This is a genomic window from Hydrogenophaga sp. (genome assembly GCF_026125785.1).
Classification (GTDB): domain Bacteria; phylum Pseudomonadota; class Gammaproteobacteria; order Burkholderiales; family Burkholderiaceae_C; genus Hydrogenophaga.
In genome coordinates this window covers 1-14,192 of sequence record NZ_JAHCKL010000015.1, presented here as the reverse complement: position 1 = coordinate 14,192, position 14,192 = coordinate 1, and the positions used below count along the sequence as shown (strand labels likewise).

At 70.9% G+C, this 14,192-nt stretch carries 12 protein-coding genes; 3 read left to right on the top strand and 9 right to left on the bottom strand.

Annotation, left to right across the window (positions count from 1 at the left end):
- Window positions 1–6 precede the first annotated feature (6 nt).
- A complete protein-coding gene (locus KIT53_RS14070; protein WP_297753487.1) occupies window positions 7–1,536 on the top strand; it encodes a glycosyltransferase family 39 protein in 1,530 nt (509 codons plus the stop codon).
- Window positions 1,537–1,544: 8 nt separating this feature from the next.
- On the opposite strand, the gene KIT53_RS14065 is transcribed toward KIT53_RS14070, so the two are convergent.
- The 5 genes from KIT53_RS14065 to alr form a co-directional block, all read right to left on the bottom strand.
- Window positions 1,545–2,564 (bottom strand): C4-dicarboxylate ABC transporter, encoded by a 1,020-nt coding sequence (locus KIT53_RS14065; RefSeq protein WP_297753485.1) that lies wholly within the window; start codon window positions 2,562–2,564, stop codon window positions 1,545–1,547.
- Between the two features lie 19 nt (window positions 2,565–2,583).
- Complete coding sequence (locus tag KIT53_RS14060) at window positions 2,584–2,823, bottom strand: DUF2892 domain-containing protein (RefSeq protein WP_297753483.1); 240 nt, start codon at window positions 2,821–2,823, stop codon at window positions 2,584–2,586.
- Window positions 2,824–2,864: 41 nt separating this feature from the next.
- Window positions 2,865–6,137: an efflux RND transporter permease subunit gene (locus KIT53_RS14055; RefSeq protein ID WP_297753481.1), complete on the bottom strand. Its 3,273-nt coding sequence runs from the start codon at window positions 6,135–6,137 to the stop codon at window positions 2,865–2,867.
- Window positions 6,138–6,147: 10 nt separating this feature from the next.
- Entirely contained in the window at window positions 6,148–7,233 is a 1,086-nt protein-coding gene (locus KIT53_RS14050) for an efflux RND transporter periplasmic adaptor subunit (protein WP_297753479.1), read from the bottom strand.
- A 68-nt stretch (window positions 7,234–7,301) separates the two neighbouring features.
- Window positions 7,302–8,420 (bottom strand): alanine racemase, encoded by a 1,119-nt coding sequence (gene alr, locus KIT53_RS14045; RefSeq protein ID WP_297753477.1) that lies wholly within the window; start codon window positions 8,418–8,420, stop codon window positions 7,302–7,304.
- A gap of 196 nt (window positions 8,421–8,616) precedes the next feature.
- Here alr and lplT point away from each other — a divergent pair, with 196 nt between their 5' ends.
- Window positions 8,617–9,900 (top strand): lysophospholipid transporter LplT, encoded by a 1,284-nt coding sequence (lplT, locus tag KIT53_RS14040; RefSeq protein WP_297753476.1) that lies wholly within the window; start codon window positions 8,617–8,619, stop codon window positions 9,898–9,900.
- A 33-nt stretch (window positions 9,901–9,933) separates the two neighbouring features.
- On the opposite strand, the gene KIT53_RS14035 is transcribed toward lplT, so the two are convergent.
- On the bottom strand, window positions 9,934–10,974 hold the full coding sequence (locus KIT53_RS14035; RefSeq protein WP_297753474.1) for a hypothetical protein: 1,041 nt from the start codon (window positions 10,972–10,974) through the stop codon (window positions 9,934–9,936).
- Between the two features lie 189 nt (window positions 10,975–11,163).
- Between KIT53_RS14035 and KIT53_RS14030 the strand changes: the two genes are divergently transcribed.
- A complete protein-coding gene (locus tag KIT53_RS14030) occupies window positions 11,164–11,649 on the top strand; it encodes a glutathione peroxidase (RefSeq protein WP_297753472.1) in 486 nt (161 codons plus the stop codon).
- Between the two features lie 45 nt (window positions 11,650–11,694).
- Here the strand turns inward: KIT53_RS14030 and KIT53_RS14025 are convergent, their stop codons facing one another.
- The 3 genes from KIT53_RS14025 to glcF are packed head-to-tail and all read right to left on the bottom strand — an operon-like array spanning window position 11,695 to window position 14,034.
- The gene (locus KIT53_RS14025; protein ID WP_297753470.1) at window positions 11,695–12,441 is read right to left on the bottom strand and encodes an LrgB family protein; all 747 of its coding nucleotides are present in this window, start codon (window positions 12,439–12,441) and stop codon (window positions 11,695–11,697) included.
- Window positions 12,431–12,790: a CidA/LrgA family protein gene (locus KIT53_RS14020; protein ID WP_297753468.1), complete on the bottom strand. Its 360-nt coding sequence runs from the start codon at window positions 12,788–12,790 to the stop codon at window positions 12,431–12,433. Before KIT53_RS14020 ends, KIT53_RS14025 begins: the two co-directional genes overlap by 11 nt.
- Complete coding sequence (glcF, locus tag KIT53_RS14015) at window positions 12,787–14,034, bottom strand: glycolate oxidase subunit GlcF (RefSeq protein WP_297753466.1); 1,248 nt, start codon at window positions 14,032–14,034, stop codon at window positions 12,787–12,789. The genes KIT53_RS14020 and glcF overlap by 4 nt, the downstream gene beginning before the upstream one ends.
- Window positions 14,035–14,192 lie beyond the last annotated feature (158 nt).

The following is a 14,192-nucleotide window of genomic DNA, read 5'->3' as shown; positions in this document are numbered from 1 at the left end:
CTTTCCGTGAACACACCGCACGCCGCGCGCCGCGTTTTCTGGACCGCCTTCGCCGCCACCCTGCTGCTCAAGGTGGTGCTGGCGGCGGGCTTTCCCATGACTGGGGACGAAGCCTTCTTCTACCAGTGGGGCGTGTACCCGGCCTGGGGCTATTCGGACCACCCGCCCATGGTGGGCTGGCTGCTGGCCCTGCTGCGCCAGATCAGCGAACACCCGCTGGCGCTGCGCAGCTTCACGCTGCTGGTCACCAGCGTCATCGCGCTGGGCATCGTGGACCTGCTGCGCCGTTTCCTGCCCGAAGAGCGCGAGGCCAGCGCCTGGCTGGCCGGGGCGGTCTACCTGGTGATGCCGTGGTCGTGGATGTTCGTGCTGGTCACCACCGACACGCCGCTGATTTTCTTCATGGCGCTCTCGGCCTGGGCCTACCTGCGGGCCGACGGCGCGCAGCGCGGTGCCGCCGCGGGCTATGCGCTGGCGGGCCTGTTCCTCGGGTTGGCCTTTCTCTCCAAGTACTTCGCCGCGCTGCTGGGTTTTGCCTACGCTGTGCACGCCTTCGGCTGGCGGCGCGAGCGCTGGTGGGCACCGTTCCTGATCTTCGCCTGCGCCCTGCCCTCGATCGCCCTGAACCTGGCCTTCAACGCCACGCACGGCTGGAGCAACGTGATGTTCAACGTGTTCAACCGCAACGAAGGCTCGCACTGGTCGCTGCAGACCTTCGGGGTGTACGTGGGCATGGCGCTCTACCTGCTCACACCCTGGCTGCTCTGGCGCGGCATGGTGTCGCGCGTCGCCCCGGGCGTGTCACCCGTGACCGCGCGCACTGCGGCGGTGCTGTGGCTGTTCCCGCTGCTGGTGTTCCTGCTGCTGAGCACGCGCCGCACCATCGGCCTGCACTGGGTGCTGGGCTTCGTGCCGCTGTTCGTGCTGTGGGCCGGCCTGCGCCTGGGCGCGTGGGAACTGCGCCGCAGCATGGCCTGGACGCTGGCACTCTCGGTGCCGCACCTGCTGGTGGTGGCGGCCGTGGCCTGGGCGCCGCTGGCCTGGTGGCAGCCGTTCAAGGTCCACGAGCGGGCGGTGTTTCTGCGTGAGACGGCCGCCGTGGTGGCCGAGCTGCGGCGCGACCTGCCGGCCGACGCCACGCTCATGGCACGCACCTACAACCCGGCGGCCATGCTGGCCTACCACCATGGCCGCTACGTGCCGGTGTTCGGCGTGGGCCGCCACCATGCGCGCCAGGACGACCAGATCATCGATTTCCGCGGCTACGACGGCAAGCCGCTGCGCATCTTTTCCTACGACGACCCCGACCTCGCCGCCTTCGCGCCCTACTTCGAGCGGGTGAGCAAGCGCCGCTTCGAGATCGACGGCGTGGCGTTCTACGCGGTCGACGGCACGGGCTTCCGCTTCCAGCCGTACCGCGACACGGTGCTGGCCGAGGTGGCGCGCGAGTTCCACGGCATCCCGGCCTGGCTGCCGGTGCTGGGCAACCCGTTCTGCGAACGCTACGGCTTTCCCGCCTGTTCGCCCGGCCGCTGAACGTTCACTCAGGCTGCCGCTGGCGCGATGGCGGCCACCGGCTCGGGCGCCAGCAGGCTGCCTTCGCGCAGCCCGCGCACGGTGGCGAAGCCCAGCCACAGCACGGCCAGCGACGCCATGGCCAGCAGCAGCAGGCCGAGGGTGCGCAGCGCGGGCTCTGCCGTCGCGTCCGCCAGGCGCAGGGTCAACACGGTGAGTGCGGCCAGCGGGAACGACAGCGCCCAGAAGGCGATGGTGAACGGCTGGCCCGCCAGGCGCGGGGCCAGCGTGGCCACCCAGAGAAGGAAGAACACCGCCACGCCCCAGGCGCCCAACGCCAGTGGCAACGGTGCCTGCCACTGCAGAAGCGCCACGCCGATCACGGCCGGCGGCGCCACGGTGATGAACCAGGCGGGCAGGATGCGCTCCGGCAGCGGGCCATGCGCGATGCGCCGGGCCAGCAGCAGCGCCAGCACCACCGGCCACAGCACCGCGCCGATGCCGAACTGCGCGGCCGACCAGAGCCCATGCCCCAGCGGCAGGCCGGCCAGGGGCACCACCACGTTGCCCACCACGGGAATCAGCAGCACCGGCGTGATGGCCGGCCAGAGCCCAGGCGGCGCGCCCGGCTCGGGCGGCGCCAGCCAGCGCCCGAGCACCCACAGCGTGGCCCAGAGCTGGCCCAGGCTGCCCAGCCACCACAGCGTCTGCCAGAGCGCGGCCAGCGGCGCCTGCGGGCCCGCCAGCGCCACGCCCACGGTGGCCAGCAGCAGCAGCGACACCGGCAGCGCGGCCACGAAGGCATGCCGCACCGGGTGGCGCAGGTCCTCGGCCAGGGCCTGGGCGTAGCGCACACCGCGAACGGCCGACGCCACCAGCAGCACCAGGAACACCAGCAACGCGGCCACGCCCAGCACCAGCGCAACACCTTCGGCCATGTCACCGAGCAGGCCTTGCGCGCGATGCCAGGCAAGCGCCAGGCCGCACAGGCCCATGACCAGCGAGAACCAGCCTGGCATGAGGAACTTCAGGGGCGTGGCGTGGCGCATGGCGTGTCTCCCGAAAGCGTCAGTCGCTCCGCTTGCCAGTGGCACAGGCGCCGCCGCCTTCAGGCACACCCAGCTTGCGGAACAGGAAGGCCGGTGGGCAGAAGCCGGTGATGCCGGACTGGAACAGGTTGAAGCCGGCGAAGGCCGTCAGCGCCAGGAACCATTTGTTGATGAAGAGAGGGCTGCCTTCGACGCCCAGCGCCAGCGAGAGCATGACGACAAAGCCGGCCAGGATGCGGATGTAGCGTTCGACGGTCATTTCAGACTCCTTGGTTAAAAAAGAACAGAGGGGACACACGTTCACGCAGTGGCCGGTGGCGGCGCCTCGTGGCGACGCCGGTAGACCGCGTAGTAGAGAACCGGGATCACCACCAGCGTGAGCAGGGTGGAGACCGCGATGCCGAAGATCAGCGAGACGGCCAGGCCGTTGAAGATCGGGTCGTCGAGGATGAAGAAGGCGCCCATCATGGCCGCCAGGCCGGTGAGCGCGATGGGCTGGGCGCGCACGGCGGCGGACTGCACCACCGCGTCGACGAAGGGCATGCCGCGCGCGGTCTCCAGTTCGATGAAGTCCACCAGCAGGATGGAGTTGCGCACGATGATGCCGGCCAGCGCGATCATGCCGATCATGCTGGTGGCGGTGAACTGCGCACCCAGCAGCGCATGGCCGGGCATGACGCCGATGAGGGTGAGCGGGATCGGGGCCATGATGATCAGGGGCGTGACGTAGCTGCGGAACTGCGCCACCACCAGCAGGTAGATCAGGATCAGGCCCACGCCGTAGGCGGCACCCATGTCGCGGAAGGTCTCGTAGGTGATCTGCCATTCGCCGTCCCACTTGAGGGCGTAGGCGCGGTAGGGATCGCCTGGCTGCGAGATCCAGTACTCGCCCAAGGCGCCGGTGTCCGGCAGCGCGGCCGAGCCCAGGTTCGAGCGGATGCCGAACAGGCCGTACAGGGGGGAGTCGAGCGCGCCGGCCATGTCGCCCAGCACGTAGGTCACCGGCAGCAGGTTCTTGGTGAAGCGCGGCGGGTCGATCACGCCGCGCTCGACCACCACGAGCTCGGACAGCGGCACCATGCTGCCATTGGCGGCCTGCAGCGGCAGGGCCAGCAGCGCGTCCAGCCCGACCTGGGCCTCGCGCGGCAGTTGCAGGCGCACCGGCACGGCGCGGCGGGAGAGGCCGTCGTGCAGGTAGGCCGCGTCGCTGCCCGACAGCGCGGCCTGCACGGTCTGCGCCACCCGTTGCACCGGGATGCCGAGCGCTTCGGCGCGCGCGCGCCGCACACGCAGGAAGGCGCGCGGCGCGGCCTCCTTGAGCGTGGTGTCCACGCCCACGATGTCGGGTGTGGCGGCAAAGGCCGCGGCCACGCGGCGCGCGAGTTCGGCGCGGCCGGCCTCGTCCGGGCCGTAGACCTCGGCCACGATGGGCGAGAGCACCGGCGGACCCGGCGGCACCTCCACCACCTTGACGCGCGCGCCGTGCGCGGCGGCGATCTTCTCCAGTGCGGGGCGGTGGCGCTGCGCGATGGCGTGGCTCTTCTCATGGCGCTGGTGGGCATCGACCAGGTTGACCTGCAGGTCGCCGCTCTCGGCTTCGGCGCGCAGGTAGTACTGGCGCACCAGGCCGTTGAAGGTGATGGGCCCGGCGGTGCCCGCGTAGCCCTGCACGTTGGCCACCTCGGGCTGCGTGGCCAGGTAGGCGCTCATGTCCTGCAGCGCGGCGGCGGTGTCTTCCAGCGGCGTGCCGGCGGGCATGTCCAGCACCACCTGGTACTCGCTCTTGTTATCGAACGGCAGCATCTTGAGCACCACCCACTGCACCAGCGCCAGCCCCACCGACAGCAGCAGCGCGGCCAGGATGCCGGCCAGCAGCAGCCAGCGCTTGCGTGCGCTCTGCAAGAGGGGCGTGAGCAGACGGGCAAAACCGGACTGCAGCGCGCGCGTGAGCCTGCCCGGGCCATGGGCCGCATGGCTGGCATCGGCCTTGGTGAGCCGCAGGGCCAGCCAGGGCGTGACGGTGAAGGCGATGGCCAGCGAGATCGCCATGCCCATGCTGGCGTTGATCGGGATCGGGCTCATGTACGGCCCCATCAGGCCGCTCACGAAGGCCATGGGCAGCAGGGCCGCGATGACGGTGAAGGTGGCCAGGATGGTGGGACCGCCCACCTCGTCCACCGCGCGCGGGATGATGGCCGCCAGCGGCGCATCGGGTTCGAGCTGGCGGTGGCGGTGGATGTTCTCGACCACCACGATGGCGTCGTCCACCAGGATGCCGATGGAGAAGATCAGCGCGAACAGCGAGACCCGGTTGAGCGTGAAGCCCCAGGCCCAGCTGGCGAACAGGGTGGCGGTGAGTGTGAGCACCACCGCCGCGCCGACGATGACCGCCTCGCGCCGGCCCAGCGCCAGGCCCACCAGCACGATGACGCTGCCGGTGGCGAAGACCAGCTTCTGGATCAGCTTGCTGGCCTTGTCGGCGGCGGTCTGGCCATAGTCGCGTGTGATGCTGACCTGCACGCCTTCGGGAATCACGCTGTTGGCGAGCTGGTCCAGCCGCTCGCGCGCGCCACGCGCCACGTCCACCGCGTTCTCGCCCGGCTTCTTGCTCACCGTCAGCGTCACGGCGGGAAAAGCCTGGCCCACCTGGGCCGCGTCCGCGCCGCCAGCCGCCGGGCCGGGTGTGAACCACACATGCTGCGTCGGCTGTTGGGCACCCGCCTGCACATGGGCCACCTCGCGCAGGTAGATGGGGCGGCCATTGCTGGTGCCCACCACGATGTCGCCCACGTCTTGCTCACCCTTGAGGAACTCGCCGGTCTCCACGCTGAGCATGCCGGGCTCGCCCGGCGCGCGCGCCGCCTGGGCCACGGTGCCTGAAGGCATGGCCTGGTTGGCCGATGCGATGGCCTGCTGCAAGGCCTGCACACTCACGCCGCGCTCGCGCAGGCGCGCGGGGTCCAGGGCCACCAGCACCACACGCCCCGGCCCGCCGATCGTCTGCACCTCACGCGTGCCGGGCACGCGCTTGAGCTCGGCTTCCAGCGAACGCGCCACGCGCTCCAGTTCCAGGGCACTGGCGGCGTCGTGCGTCCACAGCGTGGCAGCGAGCACCGGCACGTCGTCGATGCCCTTGGGCTTGACGACCGGTGGCAACACGCCCAGCCCCTGCGGCAGCCAGTCCTGGTTGGCGTTGAGCACGTCGTACAGGCGCACCAGGGCCTCGGTGCGCGGCACACCGACCTTGAACTGCACGGTGAGCACCGCCACGCCGGGGCGCGCCACGGAGTAGGTGTGCTCGATGCCCTGGATCTGCGAGAGCACCTGTTCGGCCGGCACGGCCACGAGCTGCTGCACGTCCGCGGCGGAAGCCCCGGGGAACGGGATCAGCACATTGGCCATGGTCACGTTGATCTGGGGCTCTTCCTCGCGCGGCGTCACCATCACCGCGAAGAAGCCCAGCAGCAGGGCCACGATGGCCAGCAGCGGCGTGATGGCGTTGGACTGGAAGCGGCGCGCCACCGCGCCGGAGAAGCCCAGGCCCGCATCGTGGGAAGACGGCGTCTTGTTCATGGCAGCGTCCTCAGGGTGCCGGGCGCGCGCCCGCCAGCCCGGCGCGCACAGGGTCCAGCGCGATGCGCTCGCCCGCCTTCAGGCCCGCCAGGATCTCCACACCCGCTCCGTCGTCGCTGGCGCCGGTGCGGACCGCGCGCAGCGAGAAGCCCGGCGCGCGTTCGGCGCCGCGCTCGACCACCACGTACACCGCGGTCAACTCACCACGGCGCAGCAGCGCCGATGCGGGCACGCGCAGGCGGGCGTCGCTGGTGGCATCGCCCTCGCGCACGAAGCGCACCCGCACCTGGCGCCCGGGCACCTGGCCGGCGCCATCGGCCTCGGCCAGGTCCAGCCGCCACTCCACCGTCTGCGACACCGGATCGGCCGCCGGCAGGCTGGTGCGCTGCACCGGGCGGATCCAGCGTCCGGTGCCGGGCAGTTGCACCTCGATGCGCTGCGCGGCCTCGGCCAACGGCTGTTGCGAGGCCGGCACGTAGACCACGGCGCGGATCGGCTGCGGCGCGTACACCGTGAGCACCGGCGCGCCGGGCGTGGCCAGTGCGCCGGCCTCGGTGTGCGTCTGCAGCACCCAGCCGTCGTAAGGGGCTGTCAGGCGCGTGAAGCCCTGGGCCAGCGAAGACTGGGCCTGGCCGGCGCGGGCTGCCGCGGCCCCTGCCTGCGCGGCCTTGAACTGGGCTTCGGCGGTGTCCAGCGCCGCTTGGGCCACGAAGCCCTGGGCACGCAGGTCACGGGTGCGTTCGAACTGGGCGCGGGCGTTGGCCAGAGAGGCCTCGGCCTGCGCCACGCCGGCTTGGGCCTGGGCCACACCGGCCTGGGTAAGGCGGTCGTCCACGACCGCGAGCACCTGGCCCGCCTTCACGCGGTCGCCGGCCTTGACCGACAAGCTGGCGATGCGACCGCTGGCCTGCGCCGAGAGCGTGCTCTGGCGCACCGCCTGCAGGTGGCCGTCCAGCACCAGGCCTTGCGCCACGGCGCGCGCGCCCACCTCGGCCACCGGCACCCGGGGCGCCTCGGCCTGCGCCCATGCCATGCCAGCCGCTGCGCCGAGCGCGGCGAACACGTGAAACCGACGGGAAAAAAGCCAGGGAAACATGCTGCGGACTCCTCTCAGGAGCGCAGTATATTACATACCCCAACCAGTATGTTGAATCCGTGCCCGGCTCAGGGTGATGCAAACGGCACGCGGGCCGCCACCGCACACATCAGTTCGTAGCCGATGGTGCCGGCCGGCCGGGCCACCTCGTCGATCGGCAGCACCTCGCCCGAGGCGGCGCGGCCCCAGAGCACCACCTCGGTACCGACGCCGGCGGGCAGGCCTGCCGCGTCGAGCGGAGACAGGTCCACGGTGATCATGTCCATGCTCACCCGACCCACGGTGCGGGACCTAATACCCCCCACCAGTACCGGCGTTCCCACCGGTGCGTGGCGGGGGTATCCGTCGGCGTAACCGCAGGCCACCACCCCGACGCGCATCGGGCCGTCGGCGGTGAAGGCCGAGCCGTAGCCGACGGTGTCGCCGGCCTGGAGCTGCTGCGTCCCGATGAGCCGGCTGGCCAGGGTCATGGCCGGCCGCAGATCCCAGTCGGCCGCGCTGTGCTCGGGGAAGTCGGGCGCGCTGCCATAGAGGGCGATGCCTTCGCGCACCCAGTCGGCGGCCAGCGGCTGGCCACCGACGCGCGCGGTGGCGTGGCGCAGGATGGCCGCGCTGTTGCTCAGGGTGCGCTCGCCGGGCAGGTCGGCGGTGGCGGCCTCGAACACCGCGATCTGGTGCGCGATGCCGCGCGGACCGTCGGCGTCGCTGAAGTGCGTCATGAAGGAGATTTCCTCCACCTGCGGCAAGGCGTTGAGGCGCGCCCAGGCGCTGCGAAAGGCCTCGGGCGTGAAGCCCAGGCGGTTCATGCCGCTGTTGAGCTTGAGGAAGACGCGGTGCGGTGCCTGCGTCTTGTGCGCGGCCAGCCAGTCCATCTGCTCGGTGCAGTGCACGGTGTGCCACAACTGCAGCCGCGAGCAGAGCTCCAGGTCGCGCGGCTCGAACACGCCTTCGAGCAGCAGGATGGGGCCGCGCCAGCCGAGCGCGCGCACGCGTTCGGCCTCGGCCAGGTCGAGCAGCGCGAAACCATCCGCGCCGCGCAGGGCCTCGAAACAGCGCTCGATGCCGTGGCCATAGGCGTTGGCCTTGACCACCGCCCAGACCCGCGCATCGGGCGCGAGTTGCCGGGCGCGTTGCAGGTTGTGGCGCAAAGCCTCGGGGTGGACGGTGGCGAGGATGGGGCGTGGCATGGGCGGATGGCGTGCGAAAAGTCGGCGGAAGCGGGCCTGGGCGCTGGCGCTGGGCTGGCGGGACACGGGGCCTGCAAGGCGGCATGCTATAACGCCGCATCGTTGGAGACGCCCGAACGCCGACTGTCGCACAAAGCGCTTGCCGGCAGCCTCACGCCAGCCCCACAGAAGTCGCCCGGCACACAGAATCATCCTCATGAAGCGCGGCTTCTACACCATCATGACGGCGCAGTTCTTCAGCTCGCTGGCCGACAACGCGCTGTTCGTCGCCGCCATCGAGTTGCTGCGCTCACGCGGCGCGCCGGAATGGCAGAGCGCCGCGCTGGTCCCGCTCTTCGCCCTGTTCTATGTCGCGCTCGCCCCCTTCGTGGGCGCCTTTGCCGACGCGCGGCCCAAGGGCCAGGTCATGTTCATCAGCAACGCCATCAAGGTGGCGGGCTGTCTGCTGATGCTCACCGGCGTGCACCCGCTGCTGGCCTACACCCTGGTGGGCCTGGGCGCGGCGGCCTATTCACCGGCCAAGTACGGCATCCTCACCGAACTGCTGCCGCCCTCGCAACTCGTCAAGGCCAACGGCTGGATCGAAGGGCTGACCATCGCCTCCATCATCCTGGGCGTGCTGCTGGGCGGACAGCTCGTGGGGCCCGTGCTCTCGGGCTGGCTGCTGTCGATCAACGTGCCCGGCGTGCACACCGGCATCGACCGGCCAGCCGAAGCGGCGGTGGCCGCGCTGGTGGTGGTGTACGCCCTGGCGGCGTGGTTCAACCTGCGCATCCCGCTCACCGGCGTGACGCCGCGGCCCATGCCGAAGAACCCGCTGGAGCTGCTGCCGGACTTCTGGCGTTGCAACAACCGACTGTGGCGCGACCGGCTGGGCCAGATTTCCCTGTCCACCACCACGCTGTTCTGGGGCGTCTCGGGCAACCTGCGCTACATCGTGCTGGCCTGGGCCGGCGCGGCGCTGGGCTACTCCACCACGCAGGCGTCCTCACTGGTGGGCGTGGTGGCGGTGGGCACGGCGGTGGGTGCGGTGGTCGCGTCCATGCGCATGCGGCTGGACCAGGCCACCCGGGTGATGCCCCTGGGCATCGGCATGGGTTTGCTGGTGATCCTCATGAATTTCATCGACAACGTCTGGGTCGCCGCGCCCTTCCTGGTGCTGCTCGGCGGCCTGGGGGGCTTCCTGGTGGTTCCCATGAACGCGCTGCTGCAGCACCGCGGCCACAACCTCATGGGCGCCGGCCGCTCCATCGCGGTGCAGAACTTCAACGAGCAGGCCTGCATCCTGGGCCTGGGTGCGCTCTACAGCTTCTCCACCGGCATGGGCCTGTCGGCTTTCGCGGCCATCACCGCTTTCGGTCTGCTGGTGGCCGCCGCCATGGCGATGATCGCGTTCTGGCACCGGCACAACCAGCGGCACCATCCGCACGAGATCGAGCGCCTGCTGGAGATTGCCCGGCGGGACGACTTGCACGGGTAAGGCGCCGCTCGGGGCCGATGCCCCGGAGGTGGTTCAGAACCCCACGTTCGTGGGTGCGAACCCGTCCAGGCTCACCAGACGGTGCTGCGCCAGCACCTTGTAGAGATCGGCTTCGCTCACCGAACGCGAGAGGTAGGCATCGCTGCCGGCGAGGCTGGCTTTCATGCGGTCCATGCTGCCGGCGGTGGGCGCGAACATGATGACCACGGGTGACCCCTTGGGGCCCTTGGCCTGCTTGGCGGAGCGGCAGATCTGGAAGGCGTCGGGCTCGCCCTTGAGGCGGTCGACGACCACCACTCGGTAGTGGTGGGCCTTGAGCATCACCAGCGCCTGTGGCGCTTCGCGCGACCAGTCCACCGCCAGGCCGTATTTCTTGAACCGCTTGAGCAGGATGCGCCCTTCCACCAGGCTCTCGGCCACCAGCAGCAGGTCGCCGCGCTGCACCTCGGGCACCGACGCACCGGCGCTCCCGGCCTTCTCGGCGCTCAGGCGCGAGCGCGGCGAGCGGGTGCGTGGCGGGGGCGGCGAAGGCAGGTCCTCCAGGCCGGCAAAGTCGGTCATGCGCACCACCCCCGGACGCGTGGCCGTGCGCGGCGCGGTGGCCATGGCAGCGGCCTCGCGGACCATGGGCCGCGTGGGCGGGAACTCGGTGTCGGCGCCGCCACGGCGGCTGGCGGCACGGCGCATGCTGGCGTCCAGCCCCTGGAGCTGCGAGGCCTTGAAGGGTTCGGTGGCCTGGTAGCGCGAGGCGCCGGCCGCCATGGAAGGGCTGGCCCCCACGATCTTGTCCAGCGCGGCCAGCACGCTGACCAGCCGCACCGGCTTGTTCTGCAGCGGCCAGCCGGTGCCGCCGTCGGTGCTGCCCACGAGCAGCACCTTGCCCGGCAGCTCGGCGTACCGCACCAGGTGCAGGGCCTGCGCGTTGTCGGCATTGACCACCAGGATCTGGGCGTCAATCACCTCGTCCTGCACGCGGTAGCCGGGTGGCCGGCGCGCCGCCAGACGAAAAAAGGATTCGAAGGTGGCGGCCTCGGCCAGCGAAAAGCCCACCAGCGCCACTGTGTACGTCAACATCACCTGCCCCCGACTCGTTTTGTTATGGGAGTATCGACCGCCGGCCAGTATGCCCGCGAAGGTCGGGGCCCGGGCGGCTTTGCACCGCCCTCCGTCGGCACAGGGCCGCGGAATGTGACACTTTTGTCGCCACCAGGGCGTGCACGCCACAATCCGGCTGGCCAACACACCCTCACCCAGGAGAGTCCCATGAGCAGCATCTACGACTTTGAAGCCCAGTCCATCGACGGCAAGCCGGTGCCCCTGTCGCGCTTTCGCGGCCACCCGCTGCTGATCGTGAACACGGCCAGCGCCTGCGGCTTCACGCCCCAGTTCGGCGGCCTGGAGAAACTGCACCAGACCTATGGCGAACGCGGCCTGGTGGTGCTGGGCTTCCCCTGCAACCAGTTCGGCTCGCAGGACCCGGGCAGCAACGACCAGATCGCCAGCTTCTGCCAGCTCAACTACGGCGTGAGCTTTCCCATGATGGGCAAGATCGACGTCAACGGCGCCAAGGCCCACCCGCTCTACCAGTGGCTCACCGCCGAGGCCCCCGGGCTGCTGGGCAGCAAGGCCATCAAGTGGAATTTCACCAAGTTCCTGGTCGGCAAGGACGGCCGCGTGATCCGGCGCTACGCACCACAAGATGCGCCGGAGAAGCTGGCGGGCGACATCGAGGCGGCGCTGGCGGCCTGAGTGGCGCGCCCGGACGGGCCGCATGCAAGTACCGTGTGGACAGGCCTACGGCGCCATCCATGCCAGCAGCCCGGCCGCCACCGCAGGCAGCACCAGCGCGCTGAAGAGCGCGCTCAGGCCCATGGCCAGGCCGGCGAAGGCACCGCTTTCCTCGCTTTCCTGAAAGGCGCGCGCGGTGCCGATGCCGTGCGCGATGGTGCCCAGCGCGAAGCCGCGCACGGCCGGGTCTTCAATGCGCAGCACCTGGAAAAGAAAGCGGGCGCTCACCGCGCCGAGCACGCCGGTGCCCATCACCAGCACGGCCGTCAACGAAGGCAGACCGCCGATCTTCTCGGCGATGCCCATGGCCACGGGCATGGTGACCGACTTGGGCGCGAGCGAAGCCAGGGTCGCGGGCGAGGCACCCAGCGCCCACGCGAGCGCGATGGCGGTGACGGTGGTGGCCAGCACGCCGGCCACCAGCGCGCCCAGCAGCGGCAGGGCCAGCCGGCGCAGGCGGTGCATCTGCTCGAACAAGGGCACCGCCAGCGCCACCGTGGCGGGGCCGAGCAGGAAGTGCACGAACTGGGCGCCCTCGAAATAGGTGGCGTAGGGTGTGCCCGTGGCCCAGAGCAGCGTGGCCAGCACCAGCACGGCCGGCGGCACCGGGTTGGCCAGCGGGTGGAAGCCGCTGCGCCGGTAGAGCACGAAGGCCGCGTGGTAGACCAGCAGGGTGAGCGTCAGGCCCAGCAGCGGCGTGGCCGCGAGGTAGACCCAGATGTCGGCCAGACGCTGGGGAGCCTCAGCGGCCATGGGGTCTCCTGGCCTGCCAGCGCATCAGCGCGACCATCACCCAGGCCGATACCGCCAGCCCCACCAGGGTGCTGAGCACCAGCGCGACGCCGATGGCCAGCGCCTCGCTGCCCAGGCGCTGCAGGTGCTGCATCACGCCCACCCCGGCGGGCACGAAAAGCAGCGAAAGGTGCTGCAGCAGGCCTTGCGAGGTGGGCCGCACCGCGTCGGCCCACGCGGGCCGCAGCGCCAGCAGGCCCAGCAGCAGCGCCAGCCCGACCACCGGCCCGGGTACCGGCGCAGCGGTGAGCAGCACCACCACCTCGCCCAGCAACTGGCACAACAGCAGCGTGGCGAGCGCGGGAATCATGGCGAGCCCGGTTCGCGGAGGGCCTCGTCGAGCAGCTCGACCCAGTGGCGCACCGGCGTGTCGGTCCCGCTCTGCAGATGGGTGATGCAGCCGATGTTGGCGCTGGCGATGACGGTCGGCGCCAGTTCGCCCAGATGGCCCAGCTTGCGGTCGCGCAGGGTGGTGGCGATGCCGGGGTTGAGCACCGAGTAGGTGCCGGCCGAGCCGCAGCACAGGTGCGCCTCGCTGCGCGCCACCTGCACGTTGAAGCCCAGCGCGGTGAGTTGGCTCTCGACGCCGCCTTTGAGCTGCTGGCCGTGCTGCAGCGTGCAGGGTGGGTGGAAGGCCACCACGCGCCGTGCGTCCGGGGTTTCGCGCAGTTGGGGGCGCAGGACAGGCACCAGGTCCGGCAGCAGTTCGCTCAGGTCGCGCGTGAGGGCGCTCACGCGCGCCGCGCGTTCGGCATAGGCCGGGTCGTCGGCCAGCAGGTGGCCGTACTCCTTCACCGTCACGCCGCAGCCGGAGGCGTTCATGACGATCGCCTCTACCGCGCCGCCGTGGATGTGTGGCCACCAGGCGTCGATGTTGGCGCGCATCTGCGCCCGCCCACCGTCCTGGTCGTTGAGGTGGAACTTCACCGCGCCGCAGCAGCCGGCCTCGGGCGCGACCACGCCCTGGACGCCGGCGGCGTCGAGCACGCGCAGCGTAGCGGCGTGGATGTTGGGCATCATGGCCGGCTGCACGCAACCGGCCAGCAGCAGCGCCTTGCGCGCGTGCGTGCGCGTGGGCAGCGGTCGCGCGGGCTGGCGCGGCGGCACCTTGTGCTTCAGCGCCTGCGGCAGCAGCGGGCGCAGCGCCTGGCCCAGCTTCATCGCGGGGCCGAACAGCGGCGAAGGCAGGCCTTCCTTGAGCAGCCAGCGCACAGCGCGCTCACCCGCCGGGCGCGGTACTTTCTCCTCCACGATCTGGCGGCCGATGTCGACCAGGTGGCCGTAGTCCACGCCGCTGGGGCAGGTGCTCTCGCAGTTGCGGCAGGTCAGGCAGCGGTCCAGGTGCGACTGCGTCTTGCGCGTGGGTTCGGCGCCCTCCAGCACCTGCTTGATGAGGTAGATGCGGCCGCGCGGGCCATCCAGCTCGTCGCCCAGCACCTGGTAGGTGGGACAGGTGGCGGTGCAGAAGCCGCAGTGCACGCACTTGCGCAGGATGGCTTCGGCGGCCCGGCCATCGGCGCGCTGCTGGTATTCGGGAGAGAGCTGGGTCTGCATGGTGCGCGCGGACTCAGGCGGCCCGGTGGAAGAGGTTCAGAGGATCGAACTCGGCGCGCAGGCGGCGGGTGATGGCCTCGATGGCTGGGGACACCGCGTCCTCTCGCGGCACGCCGGCCGCGCCCTCGGCCGCGGCGCGGAACAGGCTGGCATGGCCG

What these genes read in the sequence shown, in the direction of transcription:
- alr (WP_297753477.1), bottom strand. Translation starts at nt 8,420, where the DNA reads ATGCCACGCCCCATCCTCGCCACCGTCCACCCCGAGGCTTTGCGCCAC.
- KIT53_RS14025 (WP_297753470.1), bottom strand. Translation starts at nt 12,441, where the DNA reads ATGGCCGCTGAGGCTCCCCAGCGTCTGGCCGACATCTGGGTCTACCTC.
- KIT53_RS14055 (WP_297753481.1), bottom strand. Translation starts at nt 6,137, where the DNA reads ATGAACAAGACGCCGTCTTCCCACGATGCGGGCCTGGGCTTCTCCGGC.
- KIT53_RS14060 (WP_297753483.1), bottom strand. Translation starts at nt 2,823, where the DNA reads ATGACCGTCGAACGCTACATCCGCATCCTGGCCGGCTTTGTCGTCATG.
- KIT53_RS14035 (WP_297753474.1), bottom strand. Translation starts at nt 10,974, where the DNA reads ATGTTGACGTACACAGTGGCGCTGGTGGGCTTTTCGCTGGCCGAGGCC.
- KIT53_RS14020 (WP_297753468.1), bottom strand. Translation starts at nt 12,790, where the DNA reads ATGATTCCCGCGCTCGCCACGCTGCTGTTGTGCCAGTTGCTGGGCGAG.
- lplT (WP_297753476.1), top strand. Translation starts at nt 8,617, where the DNA reads ATGAAGCGCGGCTTCTACACCATCATGACGGCGCAGTTCTTCAGCTCG.
- KIT53_RS14050 (WP_297753479.1), bottom strand. Translation starts at nt 7,233, where the DNA reads ATGTTTCCCTGGCTTTTTTCCCGTCGGTTTCACGTGTTCGCCGCGCTC.
- glcF (WP_297753466.1), bottom strand. Translation starts at nt 14,034, where the DNA reads ATGCAGACCCAGCTCTCTCCCGAATACCAGCAGCGCGCCGATGGCCGG.
- KIT53_RS14065 (WP_297753485.1), bottom strand. Translation starts at nt 2,564, where the DNA reads ATGCGCCACGCCACGCCCCTGAAGTTCCTCATGCCAGGCTGGTTCTCG.
- KIT53_RS14030 (WP_297753472.1), top strand. Translation starts at nt 11,164, where the DNA reads ATGAGCAGCATCTACGACTTTGAAGCCCAGTCCATCGACGGCAAGCCG.